The following is a 15,438-nucleotide window of genomic DNA, read 5'->3' on the forward strand; positions in this document are numbered from 1 at the left end:
GCGCCGGACATGTACGAGGTGCTGAGGGAAGTCCTGGTGGACGAGTTGCAGTTCATGGCGCAGGACGTCGTCCCGACGGCCACGCGGGCCGATGTGGGACTGGACTCGGTGGCCGTGGTGGAGCTGGCCACGGTGCTGAGCGCGCGGCTCGGGTTCACCGTCCACGACTACGAGCTGGTGGAAGCCGGCACCCTCCAGGACCTGGCCCGTCTCGTGGAGGAGCGCCGTCTGGCGGCCGGTGCCGCGGCCGTGCGTTAGGGGGGTCCGGCGGACCGGTCAAGGTCCGCCGGCCTCTCCTTCGGCGGGTCCGTCAGGCAGCACCCACTCCCCCTCTTTCACCTTGGGATTCATCGTGACGAACATCCGATTCCGTGCGGCGCTCGGCCGCGTCGCCTCGTACGCCCCGACCCCGGTCGCCTCCACCGGGGAGCCGCCGCGGCCCCTGTCGGCGAACGAGACCCCGCACGGGCCCCTGCCGGGGGTCCTGGAGGCCATCGCGGCGGCGGGCGCGGCCGTGAACCGCTACCCCGACGCCCGTTGCCGGGAGCTGACCGGGGCGATCGCCCGCTTCCACGGGGTGGACGCGGGCCGGGTGCTGGTGGGCGGCGGCTCGGTCGCGCTGCTGCAGGCGCTGTTCCAGGCCTTCGGTGAGGTGGGCGACGAGGTCGTCTACGCCTGGCGGTCGTTCGAGCTCTACGCGGAGCTCGCCGAGCTGGCCGGGCTGCGTTCGGTCCAGGTTCCGCTGGCGGACGGCGTGCACGACCTGGCGGCCATGGCGGACCGTGTCACCCCCTCCACCCGGATGGTCGTGGTGTGCAATCCGAACAACCCGACGGGCACGGTCGTCACGCGGGAGGAGATACGGGCCTTCCTGGCGCGCGTCCCCTCGGACTGCCTCGTCGTGCTGGACGAGGCCTACATCGAGTACACCCGTGCTGCCGGGGCCGGCAGCGGGGTGGACCTGCTTCAGGAGTACGGCAACCTGGTGGTGCTGCGGACCTTCTCCAAGGCGTACGGGCTGGCGGGGCTGCGGGTGGGGTATCTGCTGGCCGCCGCCGACGTGGTCACGCAGTTGGACAAGCCCTGTCTGCCGTACGCGGTGAACACGCTCGCGCAGCGGGCCGCCGAGGTGGCGCTCGGCCTCCAGGAGGAGCTGGCGCTGCGGGTCGAGGCGACGGTCGCCGAACGCACGCGGGTCCGGGAGGCGCTGCTGGCCCTGGGCCTGCCTGTACCGGAGGCGCAGGGCAACTTCGTCTGGATCGGGCTCGGCGGGGACGCGGTGGAGTTCGGGCGGTGGTGCATGGCGCGGGGGGTCGCCGTCCGGGCGTTCGCCGGTGAGGGTGTGCGGGTGACGATGGGGACCGTGCGGGACAACGACGTCTTCCTCGAGGCGGTGGCCGGCTGGGCCGGGGTGCCGGGGCGGGCCGCGGGGCGGCACAGTGGTGAGGCGATGGCGGGGGTGGACGTATGAGCGTCAGCAGCGGGATGAGCCCGGTGGTGCGGGTGGACGGCAGTTCCCTCACCCGCCGGGTGACGGTGTCGCCGGGGATGTGCAGCAGCGGGTCGCAGATCTTCGGCCGTATCGGTGACTGGACCTGGGAGGCGGTGTCCGCGGCGTGCGACATGAACGTGCACGGGGCGCGGACCGCCGACGGCCGCCCGGCCTACCTGTCCTTCTACTACTACCGGGTCCGGGGCGGGAAGGCGGTCCATCCGCACGGGCTGTCCTTCGGGGACGAGCTCACCGTCTGCTCGCGGGTGTTCCAGATCGGCAGCCAGTCCGCTCTCACGCTGCACCGGCTCGCGCCCGCCGGACTCGGACTGCCGGACGGGCCGCTGGACCCCGCGGAGGTGTACGAGGAGCCCCACCCGGACTGCATGTACGCGGAGAACTTCAACCGCTGGATCGCCCGTGCCACCCCCGGCAGCAATCAGGGGCTGTCCGAGGTGATCCCCCCGGACTTCGCCTACGCCGATCTGCCGCGCCTGCCCAACGCCTATTCGCCCCGTACGCCGGTGGGGCGTGCGCGGGCCGCCGGCAGTTTCTACGCGCAGGCGCCCGAGGGGTTCGTCGAGGCGGGTCCCTCGCACACCGCCGAGTACACCCTGGATGTGATCCGGGACCTCAACGGGGCGGGGCTGGTGTATTTCGCCTCGTACTTCTCCATCTTCGACACGGTGCTGCTGAACCTGTGGCGTTCGCTGGGCCGCAGCGACCAGCAGTTCCTGCGCCGCAAGGTGGTCGACCAGCGTGTCGGTTACTTCGCCAACGCGGATGCCGACGCGGTGTTCACGATCACGGTGAACCGGTGGCGCAGTGTGGCGGCCCCCGGTGTGGAGATCGCCGACATGGCGATGCGCGAGGCGGGCACGGACCGGCTCCTGGCTGTCACGGCGATCGAGCTGGACGCCTCCCCTGTCTGAGGGTCAGGTCCGGGCGTGCTCGGGCTGCCAGTCGAGGACCGCGGCCAGGGGGTGTTCGGATTCCAGGGGGAAGAAGTGTCCGCCGGGGTAGGTCTGCGCGGTGAAGGCTGAGGTGGTGCAGTCCTGCCAGGGCGTGATCCGTTGCATCGGCACCCCCGGATCGCGGGTGCCGCCCTGGGCCAGGACCGGGCAGCCGACCGATACCTGGCCCAGGGCGTCGAGGTAGCGGGTGCAGGCGCGGCAGTCCGCGGTGAGTGCGGGCAGCACGGCGGCGGCCATGTCCTCGCCGAGCGGCCCGTCGAAGTCGAGTCCGCCGAGGTTGCGCAGCGCCCGGGCGATCTGGCGGGGTGCGAGCCGGTCGAAGCGGATGGCCTGCGGGAGGTGCGGTGCGGCGCAGGCGGCGACGGTCAGGAGTGCCGGGGCCGGTGCCCGCAGGCGTTCCAGGGCGCGGGTCGTCTCCAGGGCCACCAGGGCGCCGAAGCTGTGCCCGTACAGGGCGAAGTCGTCGGTTCCTTCGCTCAGGACGGTTTCGGCGAGGAGGGCGCCCATGCGGGTGATGTCGTCGAGGCAGGGTTCGCCGAGCCGGTCCTCACGGCCGGGCAGCTGGACGACGCGCAGGTGGGTGCGCAGGGGTGAGCGGGCGAAGGGCAGCAGGAAGCTGCGTGCGCCCGTGCCGGCGGCCGGTACGCAGTAGACCGTCCGGCCGGGCGGGGCCGGGCCGTCCCCGCCGGTGGGCGGTGTGCGGAAGCTCCGCAGGGCGAGGCGGCCGTGCTCCTGGTTCACCCGTGTCCTTTGCGGTCGTGCCCCCCGGGGTCTGCGGGCGGGGGTGCTTCGGGGCAGGTGCGGGAAGGGCGCCCTGCCCCGAGGCTGCCGGCCCGCGGGGCGGGAGGATCAGAAGTACGACTTGAGCTCGCCGCGGCGGCGCACGTCCACGGTCGCGCAGTGGAAGGAGCCGCCGAAGCTGTTGAAGTTCCGGAAGGGGCAGGGGATGGCCGTCATGCCCCAGTCCTCGGCGAGGCGGCGCATCGGCTCGTCCTGGGCCTCGACCACCATGCGCTCCTCGTCGATCATGAGGACGTTCATGTTGATCCACTTGCTGGTCATGTACAGCGGGTGCCCGTCGGGGATCGCCGGCGGCGGGGCGGTGCGCACTTCCCAGTCCTTGAAGATCTCCGGCACCTCCGGCACCCGGTCGGGGTGGATCAGCAGCTTGCCCGGTGCCAGCGGCATCAGGGAGGCGTCGATGTGCATGGGGTGGTCGTCGGCCAGCGTCAGTTCGTGCACCCGGTAGGTGTCCCCCAGGTGGCGGCGCAGCCACTCGATGCCCATGGCGTTGGTGACGTGGCTGCGCTGGGCGAAGATGTCGCGTCCGCACCGCACGAAGTCGGCCGCGTCGAAGGTGGGCTCGAACTCGGTGATCACCGACCGGAACGGCTCGCCGTCGGGCTGGTCGGTCCAGCCCTCGACGTAGAGCTCGTCGGAGAGTTCGGGCTTGGGCGGGGAGCTCCAGCGGGCGCCCTGCTGGAAGTATTCCTTGAGCAGGGGCCGGAACGCGGAGGAGGCGTGCTGGCGTGAACGCCAGGACATCGGCGCTTCGATGATGTCGTTGCCGACGACCAGCAGCAGGTCGCGGGGCATCGCGTCGTAGAGGCCGGTGCTGGACCAGCCCTGTCCCCCGTAGGGCACGCTGTGGTCGCGCGGTTCGGGGCGGCGTACCTTGACGCCCTCGCCGGCGAGGATGTCCTCCAGCTGGTCGAGTTCGTCGCGGGCGGCGGCGACGCGGTCGGCGGGGAACGGCTTGCCCGCGTTGTCCTGGAAGACCTTGCGCTGCTCGGGTGAGAGCGGCGCGCCCACGGCGATGTGCCACGGGGGGAAGTGGGCGCCGTCCACGCTGCCGACGATGACCTCCTCCAGCGGGTCCCACTCGTTGAAGGCGCTGACGGGGCTCTCGCCCCAGGCAGCTGACTCACTCATATTGCGTCCTTTGCAGTGGGGTGGCCCATGCGGGCGAACAGGGCTGGCCGGACGGGTGTCCGTCCAGAATTCTTCTGCCTCCCGCCGGGGTTCGGCGGGGCCGGTGCGTCCGGCGGGTGGTCAGGCGGGTCGCTCGCCGGGCGATGCCGCCCTGGCGGCGGGGGGCAGGGGTTCACGGCGGACGTCGAGGAAGCCGACCACCGCCGGGACCGGCGAGACGACGTGCCCGTCCTCGCGGAACGAGGCGCTGTGCTCGTCGCAGACCTTGGGCAGTTCGCTCCAGTGGGAGGCCGGGCGCAGGTGGTGCTCCTGGTGGTAACCGTCGTTGAAGGTCAGCCAGTTGTAGACGCGGCCGTAGTGGCTGATCGAGTTCGCGTACCGGCTTTCGGGGTGGGCGCCGTAGTGCCGGTAGTAGTTCTGCACGTTGACCAGGGTGAAGGCCACGGCGATCGCGGGCAGGTAGCACCACAGCAGCCACTGCCAGGACAGCACCGCGTAGAGCGCGATCAGCGCGAGGACGGCGAGGCGGTCGGCCTGGACCTGGCGGAGTTCCGCCTTGCGCCGTTCGGGGTTGCGGGTGGCCAGTTCCTGGAGCAGCGTCTCGTCCTTGCCGACGGCGCAGCCCCGGCGCAGGGCGAGCACGGTGTCCAGGAATTCGCGGACCGAGCCGCCGAGGCTGAAGAGCAGGTAGCGGCCCAGCGGGGCGTGTCCGTCGTCCTTGCTGTAGCGGAAGGTGGAGGTGATGTCGCGTGTGGTGCCGTCCGCGCCCTTGCGGTCGTTGTTGTAGCGGTGGTGGTTGCGTACGTGGGTGAGCCGGTAGGCCTGCACGGACTGGGCGATGTTCGCCGAGCAGATGACCGACGCGACCGCGTTGAGGGCGGAGGAGACGAACCAGGGCCGGTGGGAGAACAGGTGCGAGACGATGATGACGCTGTAGGTCATCATGAACGTCAGCAGCAGGAACGAGCCCAGCATCGGCCACAGCCCGGTCGGGTCGATGGCGGCGAGTGCGATCGTCACCGCGAACTGGGTGACGCTGATCAGTACCAGAACAGCGTCGACGGGGCTGTGCCGGAACACGCGGGGCTGCCGGGCTTCCATGAGCTGGGACACCTCTACTCGTCGTATGCGCGATAAGTCGTAGCGCGCCGGCAGGGCCGTTTCGAGAAGTGCGGAAATGGCCGGCCGGGGCGGGCGGAGGCCACGTGAATAGGTGTGCGGCCGCCGCGGTATGGAGCTGTGGCCGGAAGTCCTGCGTGAGAACTCCCGGAGGCAAGGGCCGTGAGGGGCACGTGATGTGTCCGAGGCCATGGGCGACGCGTGACGGGATGGTTTCTGTTCCGCCGCCGATTCGGCCGTCCGGCTGGTCAGGACCGAAGGGACGGGAATGTGGTTGTGTCTGCCAACCGTCGCGTATCCGGGGTTCAGCAGCTCTGATGGACAACCGGTACACGAGAAGAACCGAGTCGAGGTGTGAGGCACGTGCCGTCGTCGGCCACGGCGCCTCGCCTCCCGCAAGCCCCCCTCCTGCCTTGCCGGCGGCGGCTCAACCGCCGGGCGAGGCCCGCAATCGGCCTCGTCCACGCTCGAGTTGGCATTCAACATCGACTGCTGTGACCGGGTCAAGGGCGGTTTCCTCCCGAGTTGGGTTCTCCTGCCCCGGGGGTGTCAACGGGCGGCGGCCGCCGGTCTGTTGTTCTCCGGCTGTCTGTATGCTCACCCCCGCACCGTCGCACCACCCGCATGTACGCTTTTTGCTGGCCGTTCAGGACGCCGCGGAGACCCGCGGGGAGAGGGTGTTTTCACTTGTCCGCGAAGACCCTGCACTCCTGGTTTACCGACAGTGTCCGCCGGGACCCCGGTCAGGAAGCGCTCGTTGTCGGGGGGCAGCGTCTGTCCTATGCGGAACTCGACGCCGTTTCACGGGAATTGGCTACGCGTATTTCCGCGGTGGCCGGTCCGGCTCCGTTCCGGGTCGGTTTGCTGGCCGCCGCCAGTCTGACCGCGTACGCGGGTTATCTCGGGGTGATCCGCTGCGGCGGCACCGTGGTTCCGCTGAGCGTGGACCATCCGCCGGCGCGGATCCGTCAGGTCTGCGAACTCGCGGGTCTGGACGCGGTGCTGGCCGAGGAGCGGGACACCTCGTTCCTGGAGGGCTCCGGCATTCCGGTGATCGCCGTGGGCGAGGACGATCTGCAGCGTGCTGTGAAGGCCGCCCCGGCCGTGCCGGAGGCGCCGGAGGGGGACGAGCGTGATCCGGACACGTTCGCGTACATCCTGTTCACCTCCGGGTCGACCGGGGTGCCCAAGGGGGTGCCGCTGCGCCACCGGCACCTGGACGCCTACCTCCGCTTCCACATCGACCGCTTCCAGGTGGGTCCCGGCTGCCGGGTCTCGCAGAACATCGCGCTGACCTTCGACCCCTCGGTCCTCAACACGTTCATCACCTGGGGCGGCGGGGCGACGCTGGTGGTGCCCTCGCGCGGTGAGCTGGTCGACCCGGTCGGCTTCGTCAACAGCCACGGGCTGACCCACTGGATGTCGGTCCCCTCGATCGTCTCGCTCGTGCGTGACACCGGGGCCCTGCCGGCGGGCAGTCTGCCGACCCTGCGCCACAGCTTCTTCGGCGGTGAGCAGCTGACCCTGGACCAGGCGCGGGCCTGGTCGGACGCCGCCCCGAACACGAAGGTGGACAACCTGTACGGGCCGACCGAGCTCGCCATCTCGGTGACGGCCTACCGGCTCCCGGCCGACCGCGGCGACTGGCCGCAGACCTCCAACGGCACGGTCCCGATCGGCCGGATCCACCCGCACCTGGACCACCGGATCGACCCGGAGACGGGCGAGTTGCAGGTCCGCGGGCCGCAGCGGTTCGACGGCTACCTCGATCCCCGCGTGAACGCCGGGAGTTTCCACGAGCCGGGGGCGCACGACGGCCCGGAGCCCAGCCCCGAGGCCTGGTACCGCACCGGTGACAGCGTCCGGACCGAGGACGGCGAGCTCGTGCACATCGGCCGGCTCGACCAGCAGGTCAAGATCATGGGGCAGCGCCTCGAACTGGGTGACGTGGAGGCCGCGATCCGGCAGTGGGGGGACGTGGACGACGTCGTGGTCCTCGCGGTGAAGACCGGCGGCGAGGCCCGGCTCACCGCCGTCTACCGCGGCAGCGGCACCCCGGCCGAGATGCGCACCCGGCTGCGCCCGCGGCTGCCCTTCCACATGCTCCCGGCCCGGTTCGTCCAGGTCGACGCCCTGCCGCTCAACGCCAACGGCAAGGTGGACCGCCTCGCCTGCGGCCTGCTGTGACCCCGCCGCCGGGACGCGGCGTCCAGGACGCCCCGAGGTACGGCCCGTTGAAGGACGAAGGAGTACAGGCGTGAAGGACACCGTGGTGGTCCGGCCCCGGCGGGACCCGCAGGCCGTCAGGCGTTTCATCTGCCTCGGGTACTGCGGCGGGGGGGTCGGCTCGTACCTGAAGTGGGCCGACGTCCTGCCCGACGGCGTGGAGCTCGCCGCCGTCTGCTACCCCGGCCGTGAGGGCCGCTTCGTCGAGGGCTTCGCCGGGGACTGGGAGGAGCTGGTCGAGGACGTGATCACGGCGGTCGTCTCCGCCTCGGACCTCCCCTACGTGCTGTTCGGCCACAGCATGGGCAGCTGGGTCGCCTTCGACGTCGCCTCCCGGCTGGAGGAGCGCGGCCACCGCCGCCCCGAGGCCCTGGTCGTCTCCTCCGCGAACGCGCCGAGCACCGGCCTGGACGCCGGGGAGGTGATCCCCTCGCAGGCGCAGAGCGACGAGCAGCTGCTGGGCTGGATGCGGGAGTTCGGGCTGCTGCCGCAGCACGTCCTGGAGGACGCCGACCTCCAGGAGATGGCGGTCGAGCTGATGCGCGCCGACATCCGGGTCCGTGACTCGTTCCGCTTCCGCGCGGGCTCCGGGGTGACGGTCCCCGTCGAACTGTTCACCGGCGCCGGGGACACGACCATCGACCCGGACGTCCGGGAGCAGTGGCGCAGGCTCGCCGGGAACGGGCTGCGCCACACCGAGCTGCCCGGCTCCCACTTCTACACGCCCGGGATCTGGGACGCCTTCCCCTCGCACATCTCCTCGCTCCGCTCGGGCACCCGGGCCGCGTAGGCCCGCGCCACGGAAGGAATCCGCAGTGACCCTTGATGAGTCGGACCGGCTCGTAGCCCTGTTCCTGGAGTCGGCACGCCGGGGCCCGGAACGCGTCGCGGTCCGTGACGCCCACGGATCGTGGGACTACGCCGCGACCGCCGCAGCGGCCGCGGAGCTGGCCGGGCGGCTCGCCGCCGCCGGGGTGCGGCCCGGCGACAGGGTCGGCGTCATGGGGGCGCGCCGGGCCGGTGCGCCCGTGGCCATCCTGGCGGTGCTGTGGTGCGGTGCCACGTACGTGCCGATCGATCCGGCCTGGCCGGCCCCGCGCTGCGCGGCCGTCCTGCACGGGGCCGGGGCCCGGACGGTGCTGGCGGTGGACACCGCGCGCGAGACGCCCGCGGACGTGGTGCGCCTGGACCTGAGCACGCCCGAGCTGATGGCGGGCGGGGGCGCGGAGCCGTGCGAGCCGCTGTCCCGCCCGCGGCCGGGCGCCGCGTATGTGATCTTCACCTCCGGGTCCACCGGCACGCCCAAGGGTGTCGAGGTGCGGTCGGCCGCCGCGGCCGGGCTCGTGGAGTCGGTGGTCTCGCTGATCGGGATGGGACGGGAGTCCTCGTTCGTCGCCCTGTCCTCCTTCGCCTTCGACGTGTCGGTGTTCGAGATCTTCGCGCCGTGGTCGGTGGGCGGCGAACTGGTCGTCGCCAGCGAACTGCAGGTGCTGTCCAACCAGTTGGGGGCCCTGCTGGACGTGCCGGGGCGGGAGGTCTACGTCCAGACCACGCCGACCGTCCTGGAGCACCTCCTGCAGGCCGGTCTCGAACTCCCGGCCGCCGCCGTGCTGCTGCTGGCCGGGGAGCGGCTGCGCCGCGCGCTGGTCGCCCGGGTCGCGCACGTGCGGCAGGTGTGGAACCTGTACGGGCCGACGGAGGCCACGATCTACACGACGGCGCACGCCTGCCTTCCGCTGGACCCCGGCGGGGCGGAGCCGGACCTTCCGATCGGTTCGCCGGTGGCGGGTGCCGTGCTGGAACTCCGTGCGCTGGGCGACAGCGGCGAGGACATCGGCGAACTCCTCGTCAGGGGGCCCGGTCTGGCCCTGGGGTACGTGGGGCGCCCGGACCTGACCGCCGAGCGGTTCGGCGCGGACGGGACGTGCTACGCCACGGGGGACGTGGTGCGGCGCCGGGCGGACGGGCTGCTGGTGCACGCCGGGCGCATCGACCGGCAGGTGAAGATCCGCGGCAACCGCGTCGAGCTGGACGAGGTGGAGGACGCCCTGGTGGCGCTGGTGGGCCATCGCCGCGTCGCGGTGCGGGTGGACACCCACCGGCTGATCGGCGCGCACCTCGCGGCGTTCGTCGCCGGCCCGGAGGGTGATGTGGCGGAGCTGCGCCGGCAGGTCGCCGGGCGGCTCCCGGCGTACATGGTGCCCGCGCGCGTGTACTGGGTGCCCGAGATCCCCAGGACCAGCAGCGGGAAGACCGACCACAGTGCCCTGCGCGCCCCGGAGTCCGGCGGGAACTGGGACGATGCCGTGTTCGAGACCCTGTCCTCGCTGTGGGAGCGGCACCTGGGCTCCCCGGCGGCGCCGGACGCCAACTTCTGGGCGCTCGGGGGGAATCGGCGGGCCGCCGAGGAGATCGCGGCCGGGCTGAGCAGGGCTCATGGCACCGAGGTGGACGCGGCGGTGATCGAGCGGTACCCGCTATTGTGCGACCTGGCCGCCGTGGTTTCGGACCCTCTTGCGCGTATCGACGCGGAGCGATGACGGGGAAGGAACAGCCGTTCCGATCGCTGCCAGGCGGCGCCCGCCCGAGCTCGTGGCCGCGGCGCCGATTCCACCGAAGGGACCGACCTCTCGCTCATGCAACAGATTCCCTCGCTCGACCATGACGGACTCGACCATCGGTCGCCGGGCCGGTTCCTGCTCGCGCTCGTGGGCAAGCAGAAGGCGGCCACCCTCTGGGGCGCCGTCACGTCCGCGGTCTGGATGACCAGCCAGGCCCTGCTCCCGGCGACCATCGGCCTCGCGATCGACCGGGGTGTCGCCGGCGGCGACCTCGGCGAGGTGGTGTGGTGGTCGGCGGCCGTCCTGCTGCTGGGCATCGTCCGGGCGCTGACCGGCATCGCCTTCTACCGGCACTCGATCATCACGCGTACGGTCTCGGCGTCCCTGATCACGCGCATGGTGACGCGGCAGATCACCCGGCTCGGTGCGGCGCTGCACCGGCAGAAGGATGTCGACAGCCTGATCGCGACCAGCACCTCCGACAACGTCGCGATCGGCGTCGGTCTGCTGTACGCGGGCCGGATCGTGGGCGCCGTCTCGGCGATGGCGGCCGTGACGGTGGCGATCCTCATGGTGTCGGTCCCGCTGGGCCTGCTGGTCCTGGTGGTCGTACCCGTGCTCAGCGGGCTGAGCAGCCTGCTGCTGCGCCCCCTGCACAGCAACCAGGACGTCTACCGTGATCTGCAGGGGCAGTTGGCCGGGCGGGCCGTGGACATCGCCTCCGGGCTGCGGGTGCTGCGGGGGGTGGGCGGCGAGCGGAAGTTCGCGGCGCGTTTCCGGGCCGATTCGCTGCGGCTGCGGACCGCGGACGCCGAGGTGGCGCGGGCCGAGGCCGACTTCGAGGCGGCGCGCGTGCTGGTGCCGGGCCTGATCACGGTGATCGTCACGTATGCGGCGGCGCGCTTCGCGCTCGACCAGCAGCTCACGATCGGTCAGCTGATCGCGTTCTACGGGTTCGCGACGTTCCTGACGCTGCCGCTGGCCGACTTCATGGAGGGCATGAGCCAGGTGACGCGTGCCATGGTGGCCGCCCGCCGGGTGACGACGCTGCTCAACATCCCGGTGGAGGTGGAGGAGGCGGGCGCGGCGGCCGTTCCCGCGCCGCGGACCCGTAACGAGACGCATCTGGCCGACCCCGCCTCGGGTCTGGACGTCGCCCCGTCCACGTTCATGGCCGTCGCCTGCGCCGATCCCGCCGACGCCGATCTGCTGGCCCGCCGGCTGGCGCGCTTCGAGGCGCCCGGCGAGAGCGCGCTGAGCGGTGAGCCGTGGGCCTCGCTGCCGCTGCCGGCGGTGCGTGCGCGGATCCTGCTGTGCACCAACGGCGACCGGTTCTTCACCGGCACCCTGCGCGAGGAACTCGCCCTCGGCCGGTCGGTGGGGGCGGCGGACATCGAGGCGGCCCTGGAGACCGCGTCCGCCGCGGACATCGTCGCTCCCCTTCCGGAGGGCCTGGACAGTCCGATGACCGGGCGCGGCCGTACCTTCTCGGGCGGTCAGCTGCAACGGCTGCGGCTGACGCGGGCGTTGCTGGCGGGGGCCGATTTCACGGTGTTCGTGGAGCCGACCGACGCGGTGGACGCGTACACGGAGTACCGCATCGCGGAGAACCTGGAGCGGTTCCACGGGGCGCACGAGGAGGGGCGCAGCGCGGTCGTGTTCACCGTCAGCCCGCTGTTGCTCCAGCGTGCGCACCGGGTGGCGTACGTGGAGGACGGGCGGGTGGTCGCCGCCGGCACGCATGAGGAACTACTGGAAAGCCACGCGGAGTACCGGACGTTGGTGGCCCGCGACGAGACAGCACCGGTGAGGCCATGAAGGTTCGTACGCTCCCCGTCGCCGAACCCCGGTTCGTGCGCCGTTTCCTGCGGTTGACGGCGGCACGTCACCGCGGGGAACTGGGCAAGGTCCTCGCCCTGTACGGCGCGGCCGTCAGCAGCGGTCTGGTGGGGCCCTGGCTGCTGGGTTCCCTGGTGGAGGACCTGCGGCACGGGACGACCACCGGGCATGTGACGGTCGTCATCGCCGCGCTGACCGGGTTCATCCTGCTGCAGACCTTCCTGACGCGGATCGCGTTCCGTGCCGCGGGGCGGCTGGCGGCGACCGTGCAGGGCGAGATCCGTGAGAAGTTCGTCGACGACGTGCTGGACCTGCCGATCGCCACGGTCGAGAGCGCCGACGACGGCGACCTGGTGACCCGTGCCTCGCAGGACTCCGAGACGTTGCGGCGCACCATGCAGCTGGCGGTGCCCCAGGTCACCGAGGCGCTGGTGTGGATCGTGCTGGGCATCGTGGCCCTGCTGGTGGTGTCGCCCCTGCTGTCGGTCGCGCTGCTGATCATCCTGCCGCCGCTGTACGCGGTGAACCGCTGGTTCCTGGCCCGTGCGCGCGAGGGGTTCCTGCGGGAGGCCGCGGCCTCCTCCGGCATCACCGACGGGCTGGACGCCACCATCCAGGGTGCGGCCACCGTCGAGTCCCACCGCCTGGAGAAGGACCGTGTGCTGCGCGCCGAGCAGGCGACGGACACCTGGTACGAGACGATGCGGTACACGCTGCGGCTGCGCACCGTCCTGTACTCCACGGAGGAGTTCCTCTACACGCTGCCGCTGGCCGTCGCGCTGCTGCTGGGCGGCTACGCCTACAGCGAGGGCTGGGTCGGTATCGCCGAGGTCACCGCGGCCACCCTGTACATCCTCCAGCTGATGTTCCCCTTCGAGACGCTGCTCGACTGGGTGGGCACGCTCCAGCAGGGCAGCGCCTCGCTGGGCCGTCTGCTGGGGGTGTCGGCCGGTGCCGGCGGAGAGGACGCGGGGAAGGAGGCTCCCGTGGGGGCGCAGGCGTCCGGGGAGAGGGTGGCCGTGGATGCGGTGGACCTGTCCGTGCGTGATCTGCGGTTCGCGTACGAGGACGGGCCGCAGGTCCTGCACGGGATCGATCTGAGCATCGGCCGGGGTGAGCGGGTCACCATCGTGGGGCCCACCGGAAGCGGCAAGTCGACGCTGGCCAGGCTGCTGTCGGGGACCTACGCCCCGCAGGGCGGCGAGGTGCGTCTGGGGGGTGTCGCGCTGGCGGAGCTGGCGCACCACGAGCTGCGGCGGCATCTGGTGCTGGTCAGTCAGGAGCAGCACGTCTTCGGGGGCACGCTGCGGCAGAACCTGGAGCTGGCCGCCTCCCACCTCCCGCAGGAGGGGGGCCCGGAGGGTGGTGACGCGGCCCTGTGGAGCGCTCTGGCGACCGTCGGTGCGACGGGCTGGGTGCAGGGGCTGCCGGAGCAGCTGGACACCACGGTGGGTGTGGGCGGGGAGAGCCTCACGGACGCGCAGGTCCAGCAGCTCGCGCTCGCGCGGCTCGTGGTGGCGGACCCGAGTGTGCTGATCCTCGACGAGGCGACCTCGCGGCTGGATCCGGGGTCGGCCCGCGAGCTGGAGCGGTCGTTCGCGGCGGTGCTGGAGGGGCGCACGGTGATCTCCATCGCGCACCGGCTGCACACGGCGCGGGACGCGGACCGCATCGTCGTGGTGGAGGGCGGGCGCGTCGTGGAGTCGGGTTCCCACCAGGACCTGCTGGAGCGGGGCGGGGCGTATGCCCGGCTGTGGTCCAGCTGGATATGAGAACTGCCGCCCATACGAGGGGAGTCGACGGCTTGATGCTCGCTCACGAACGGTTCGCCGCCCGCGCTGCCGCGCAGCCCGGAAGCCTGGCGGTGGTGCAGGGTCCGGTGCGGCTGACGTATGCCGAGCTGGAGGCGCGTGTCCGTCATATCGCGGGGCTGCTGCGGGGGCGCGGGGTCGGGCGGGGTGATGTCGTCATGGTGCATCTGGCGCGTTCGCCCGACCTGATCGCCACCATGCTCGCGCTCTGGACGGCGGGGGCGGCCTATCTGCCCGTGGAGCCGGGAACTCCGCCGGAGCGGCTCGCCGCGGTGGCGGGCGGTTCGCGGTGTGCTCTGGTGGTGACGGCGTCGGCGGGTGACCGGCTGCCGGAGCTGGGGGTGGCGGTGCTGGGCCTGGACGAGGCCGGCCCGCAGGGGCCGGTGGGGGCGCCCTGTGCGGTCTCGGGCGCGGATCTGGCCTATGTCATCTACACCTCCGGTTCGACCGGTGCGCCCAAGGGGGTGGAGGTCGAGCACGCTTCGCTGGCCTATCTCCTGGCGCACATCAACGAGCGGTACGGTATCGCGCCCGGGGACCGTGTCCTGCAGTTGGCCGCCATCACGTTCGACACCTCTCTGGAGCAGATCCTGGTGGCGCTGGTCAACGGTGCTGCCCTGGTGCTGCCGGAGCGGATGTGGGCTCCGGGGGAGCTGGTGGAGGAGATCCGCCGGCACGGGGTGACGGTCATGGACCTCTCCCCCGCTTTCTGGCGTGCGTTCCTCGCGGATCTGGAGGGCAGGCCGCAGGATCTTCCGGTGCGGCTGACCATCGTGGGCGGCAGTGCGGTGCATCTGTCGGACTGCGAGAGTTCGCTGCGTCTGCTGCCGGGTTCCCGGCTGGTGAACGCCTACGGTCTGACGGAGGCGGCCATCACCTCGTGCACGGCGGAGATCACCGCCGCCGCGGTCGCGGGCGCGGCGGCGGGGCACGGGAGTGCGCCGGTGGGGCATCCGCTGCCCGGTACGGGTGTCCATGTGCTGGCCGAGTCGCTGGAGCCGGTGCCGGACGGGCAGGAGGGGGAGGTGTATCTGTCCGGGCCGGGGCTGGCGCGGGGGTATGTCAGTGCGCAGGCCACGGCCGCCCGGTTCGTGTCCGGTGCGGGGCTGCGCCTGTACCGGACGGGGGATCTGGGGGTGCTGACGGCGCAGGGGCTGCGGGTGACCGGCAGGGCGGACCGTCAGCTGAAGGTGCGGGGGTTCCGGGTGGAGCCCGCGGAGATCGAGAAGGCGCTGACGGCCCATCCGGAGGTCACCGACGCCGCGGTGAAGCCGTATGTGCGGCACGGTGATGTGGCTCTGGCGGTGTATTACGCCACCGGTGCGGCCGAGCCGCCGCGGGTGCGGGACCTGCGCCGTCATCTGGGTGCGCGGCTGCCCGCCTACATGGTGCCCTCGGTGTTCGTGCCGGTGGGCTGTCTGCCGGTCAAGGCGAACGGGAAGGTCGATTTCGCGGCGTTGCCCGAGGTGGGTGGGCCGGTGTGA

At 71.9% G+C, this 15,438-nt stretch carries 12 protein-coding genes; 9 read left to right on the plus strand and 3 right to left on the minus strand.

Annotated elements, in window-relative coordinates:
• Positions 1-9 precede the first annotated feature (9 nt).
• The 3 genes from QFZ71_RS30265 (at position 10) to QFZ71_RS30275 (ending at position 2,424) form a co-directional block, all read left to right on the plus strand.
• Entirely contained in the window at positions 10-258 is a 249-nt protein-coding gene (locus QFZ71_RS30265; protein ID WP_307671716.1) for an acyl carrier protein, read from the plus strand.
• Between the two features lie 94 nt (positions 259-352).
• Positions 353-1,471: a histidinol-phosphate transaminase gene (locus tag QFZ71_RS30270; RefSeq protein WP_307671692.1), complete on the plus strand. Its 1,119-nt coding sequence runs from the start codon at positions 353-355 to the stop codon at positions 1,469-1,471.
• Complete coding sequence (locus tag QFZ71_RS30275) at positions 1,468-2,424, plus strand: LnmK family bifunctional acyltransferase/decarboxylase (protein ID WP_307671693.1); 957 nt, start codon at positions 1,468-1,470, stop codon at positions 2,422-2,424. Before QFZ71_RS30270 ends, QFZ71_RS30275 begins: the two co-directional genes overlap by 4 nt.
• Positions 2,425-2,427: 3 nt before the next feature.
• Here the strand turns inward: QFZ71_RS30275 and QFZ71_RS30280 are convergent, their stop codons facing one another.
• From QFZ71_RS30280 to QFZ71_RS30290, 3 genes are all read right to left on the minus strand, one after another.
• Positions 2,428-3,207, minus strand: a complete 780-nt coding sequence (locus tag QFZ71_RS30280) for a thioesterase II family protein (RefSeq protein ID WP_307671694.1) — start codon at positions 3,205-3,207, stop codon at positions 2,428-2,430.
• Between the two features lie 108 nt (positions 3,208-3,315).
• A complete protein-coding gene (locus QFZ71_RS30285; protein ID WP_307671695.1) occupies positions 3,316-4,398 on the minus strand; it encodes an amidinotransferase in 1,083 nt (360 codons plus the stop codon).
• Between the two features lie 120 nt (positions 4,399-4,518).
• Positions 4,519-5,499: a fatty acid desaturase gene (locus QFZ71_RS30290; RefSeq protein WP_307671696.1), complete on the minus strand. Its 981-nt coding sequence runs from the start codon at positions 5,497-5,499 to the stop codon at positions 4,519-4,521.
• Between the two features lie 705 nt (positions 5,500-6,204).
• Here QFZ71_RS30290 and QFZ71_RS30295 point away from each other — a divergent pair.
• The 6 genes from QFZ71_RS30295 (at position 6,205) to QFZ71_RS30320 (ending at position 15,438) form a co-directional block, all read left to right on the plus strand.
• The gene (locus QFZ71_RS30295; protein ID WP_307671697.1) at positions 6,205-7,704 is read left to right on the plus strand and encodes an AMP-binding protein; all 1,500 of its coding nucleotides are present in this window, start codon (positions 6,205-6,207) and stop codon (positions 7,702-7,704) included.
• Between the two features lie 70 nt (positions 7,705-7,774).
• Positions 7,775-8,533 (plus strand): thioesterase II family protein, encoded by a 759-nt coding sequence (locus QFZ71_RS30300; protein ID WP_307671698.1) that lies wholly within the window; start codon positions 7,775-7,777, stop codon positions 8,531-8,533.
• A gap of 25 nt (positions 8,534-8,558) precedes the next feature.
• Positions 8,559-10,283 carry an amino acid adenylation domain-containing protein gene (locus QFZ71_RS30305; protein ID WP_307671699.1) on the plus strand — a complete coding sequence of 575 codons (1,725 nt, stop codon included), beginning with the start codon at positions 8,559-8,561 and terminating at the stop codon, positions 10,281-10,283.
• A 96-nt stretch (positions 10,284-10,379) separates the two neighbouring features.
• Complete coding sequence (locus QFZ71_RS30310) at positions 10,380-12,122, plus strand: ABC transporter ATP-binding protein (RefSeq protein WP_307671700.1); 1,743 nt, start codon at positions 10,380-10,382, stop codon at positions 12,120-12,122.
• Complete coding sequence (locus tag QFZ71_RS30315; RefSeq protein WP_307671701.1) at positions 12,119-13,915, plus strand: ABC transporter ATP-binding protein; 1,797 nt, start codon at positions 12,119-12,121, stop codon at positions 13,913-13,915. The genes QFZ71_RS30310 and QFZ71_RS30315 overlap by 4 nt, the downstream gene beginning before the upstream one ends.
• Positions 13,916-13,950: 35 nt before the next feature.
• A complete protein-coding gene (locus QFZ71_RS30320) occupies positions 13,951-15,438 on the plus strand; it encodes an amino acid adenylation domain-containing protein (RefSeq protein ID WP_307671702.1) in 1,488 nt (495 codons plus the stop codon).

Source organism: Streptomyces sp. V2I9 (assembly GCF_030817475.1).
GTDB lineage: Bacteria > Actinomycetota > Actinomycetes > Streptomycetales > Streptomycetaceae > Streptomyces.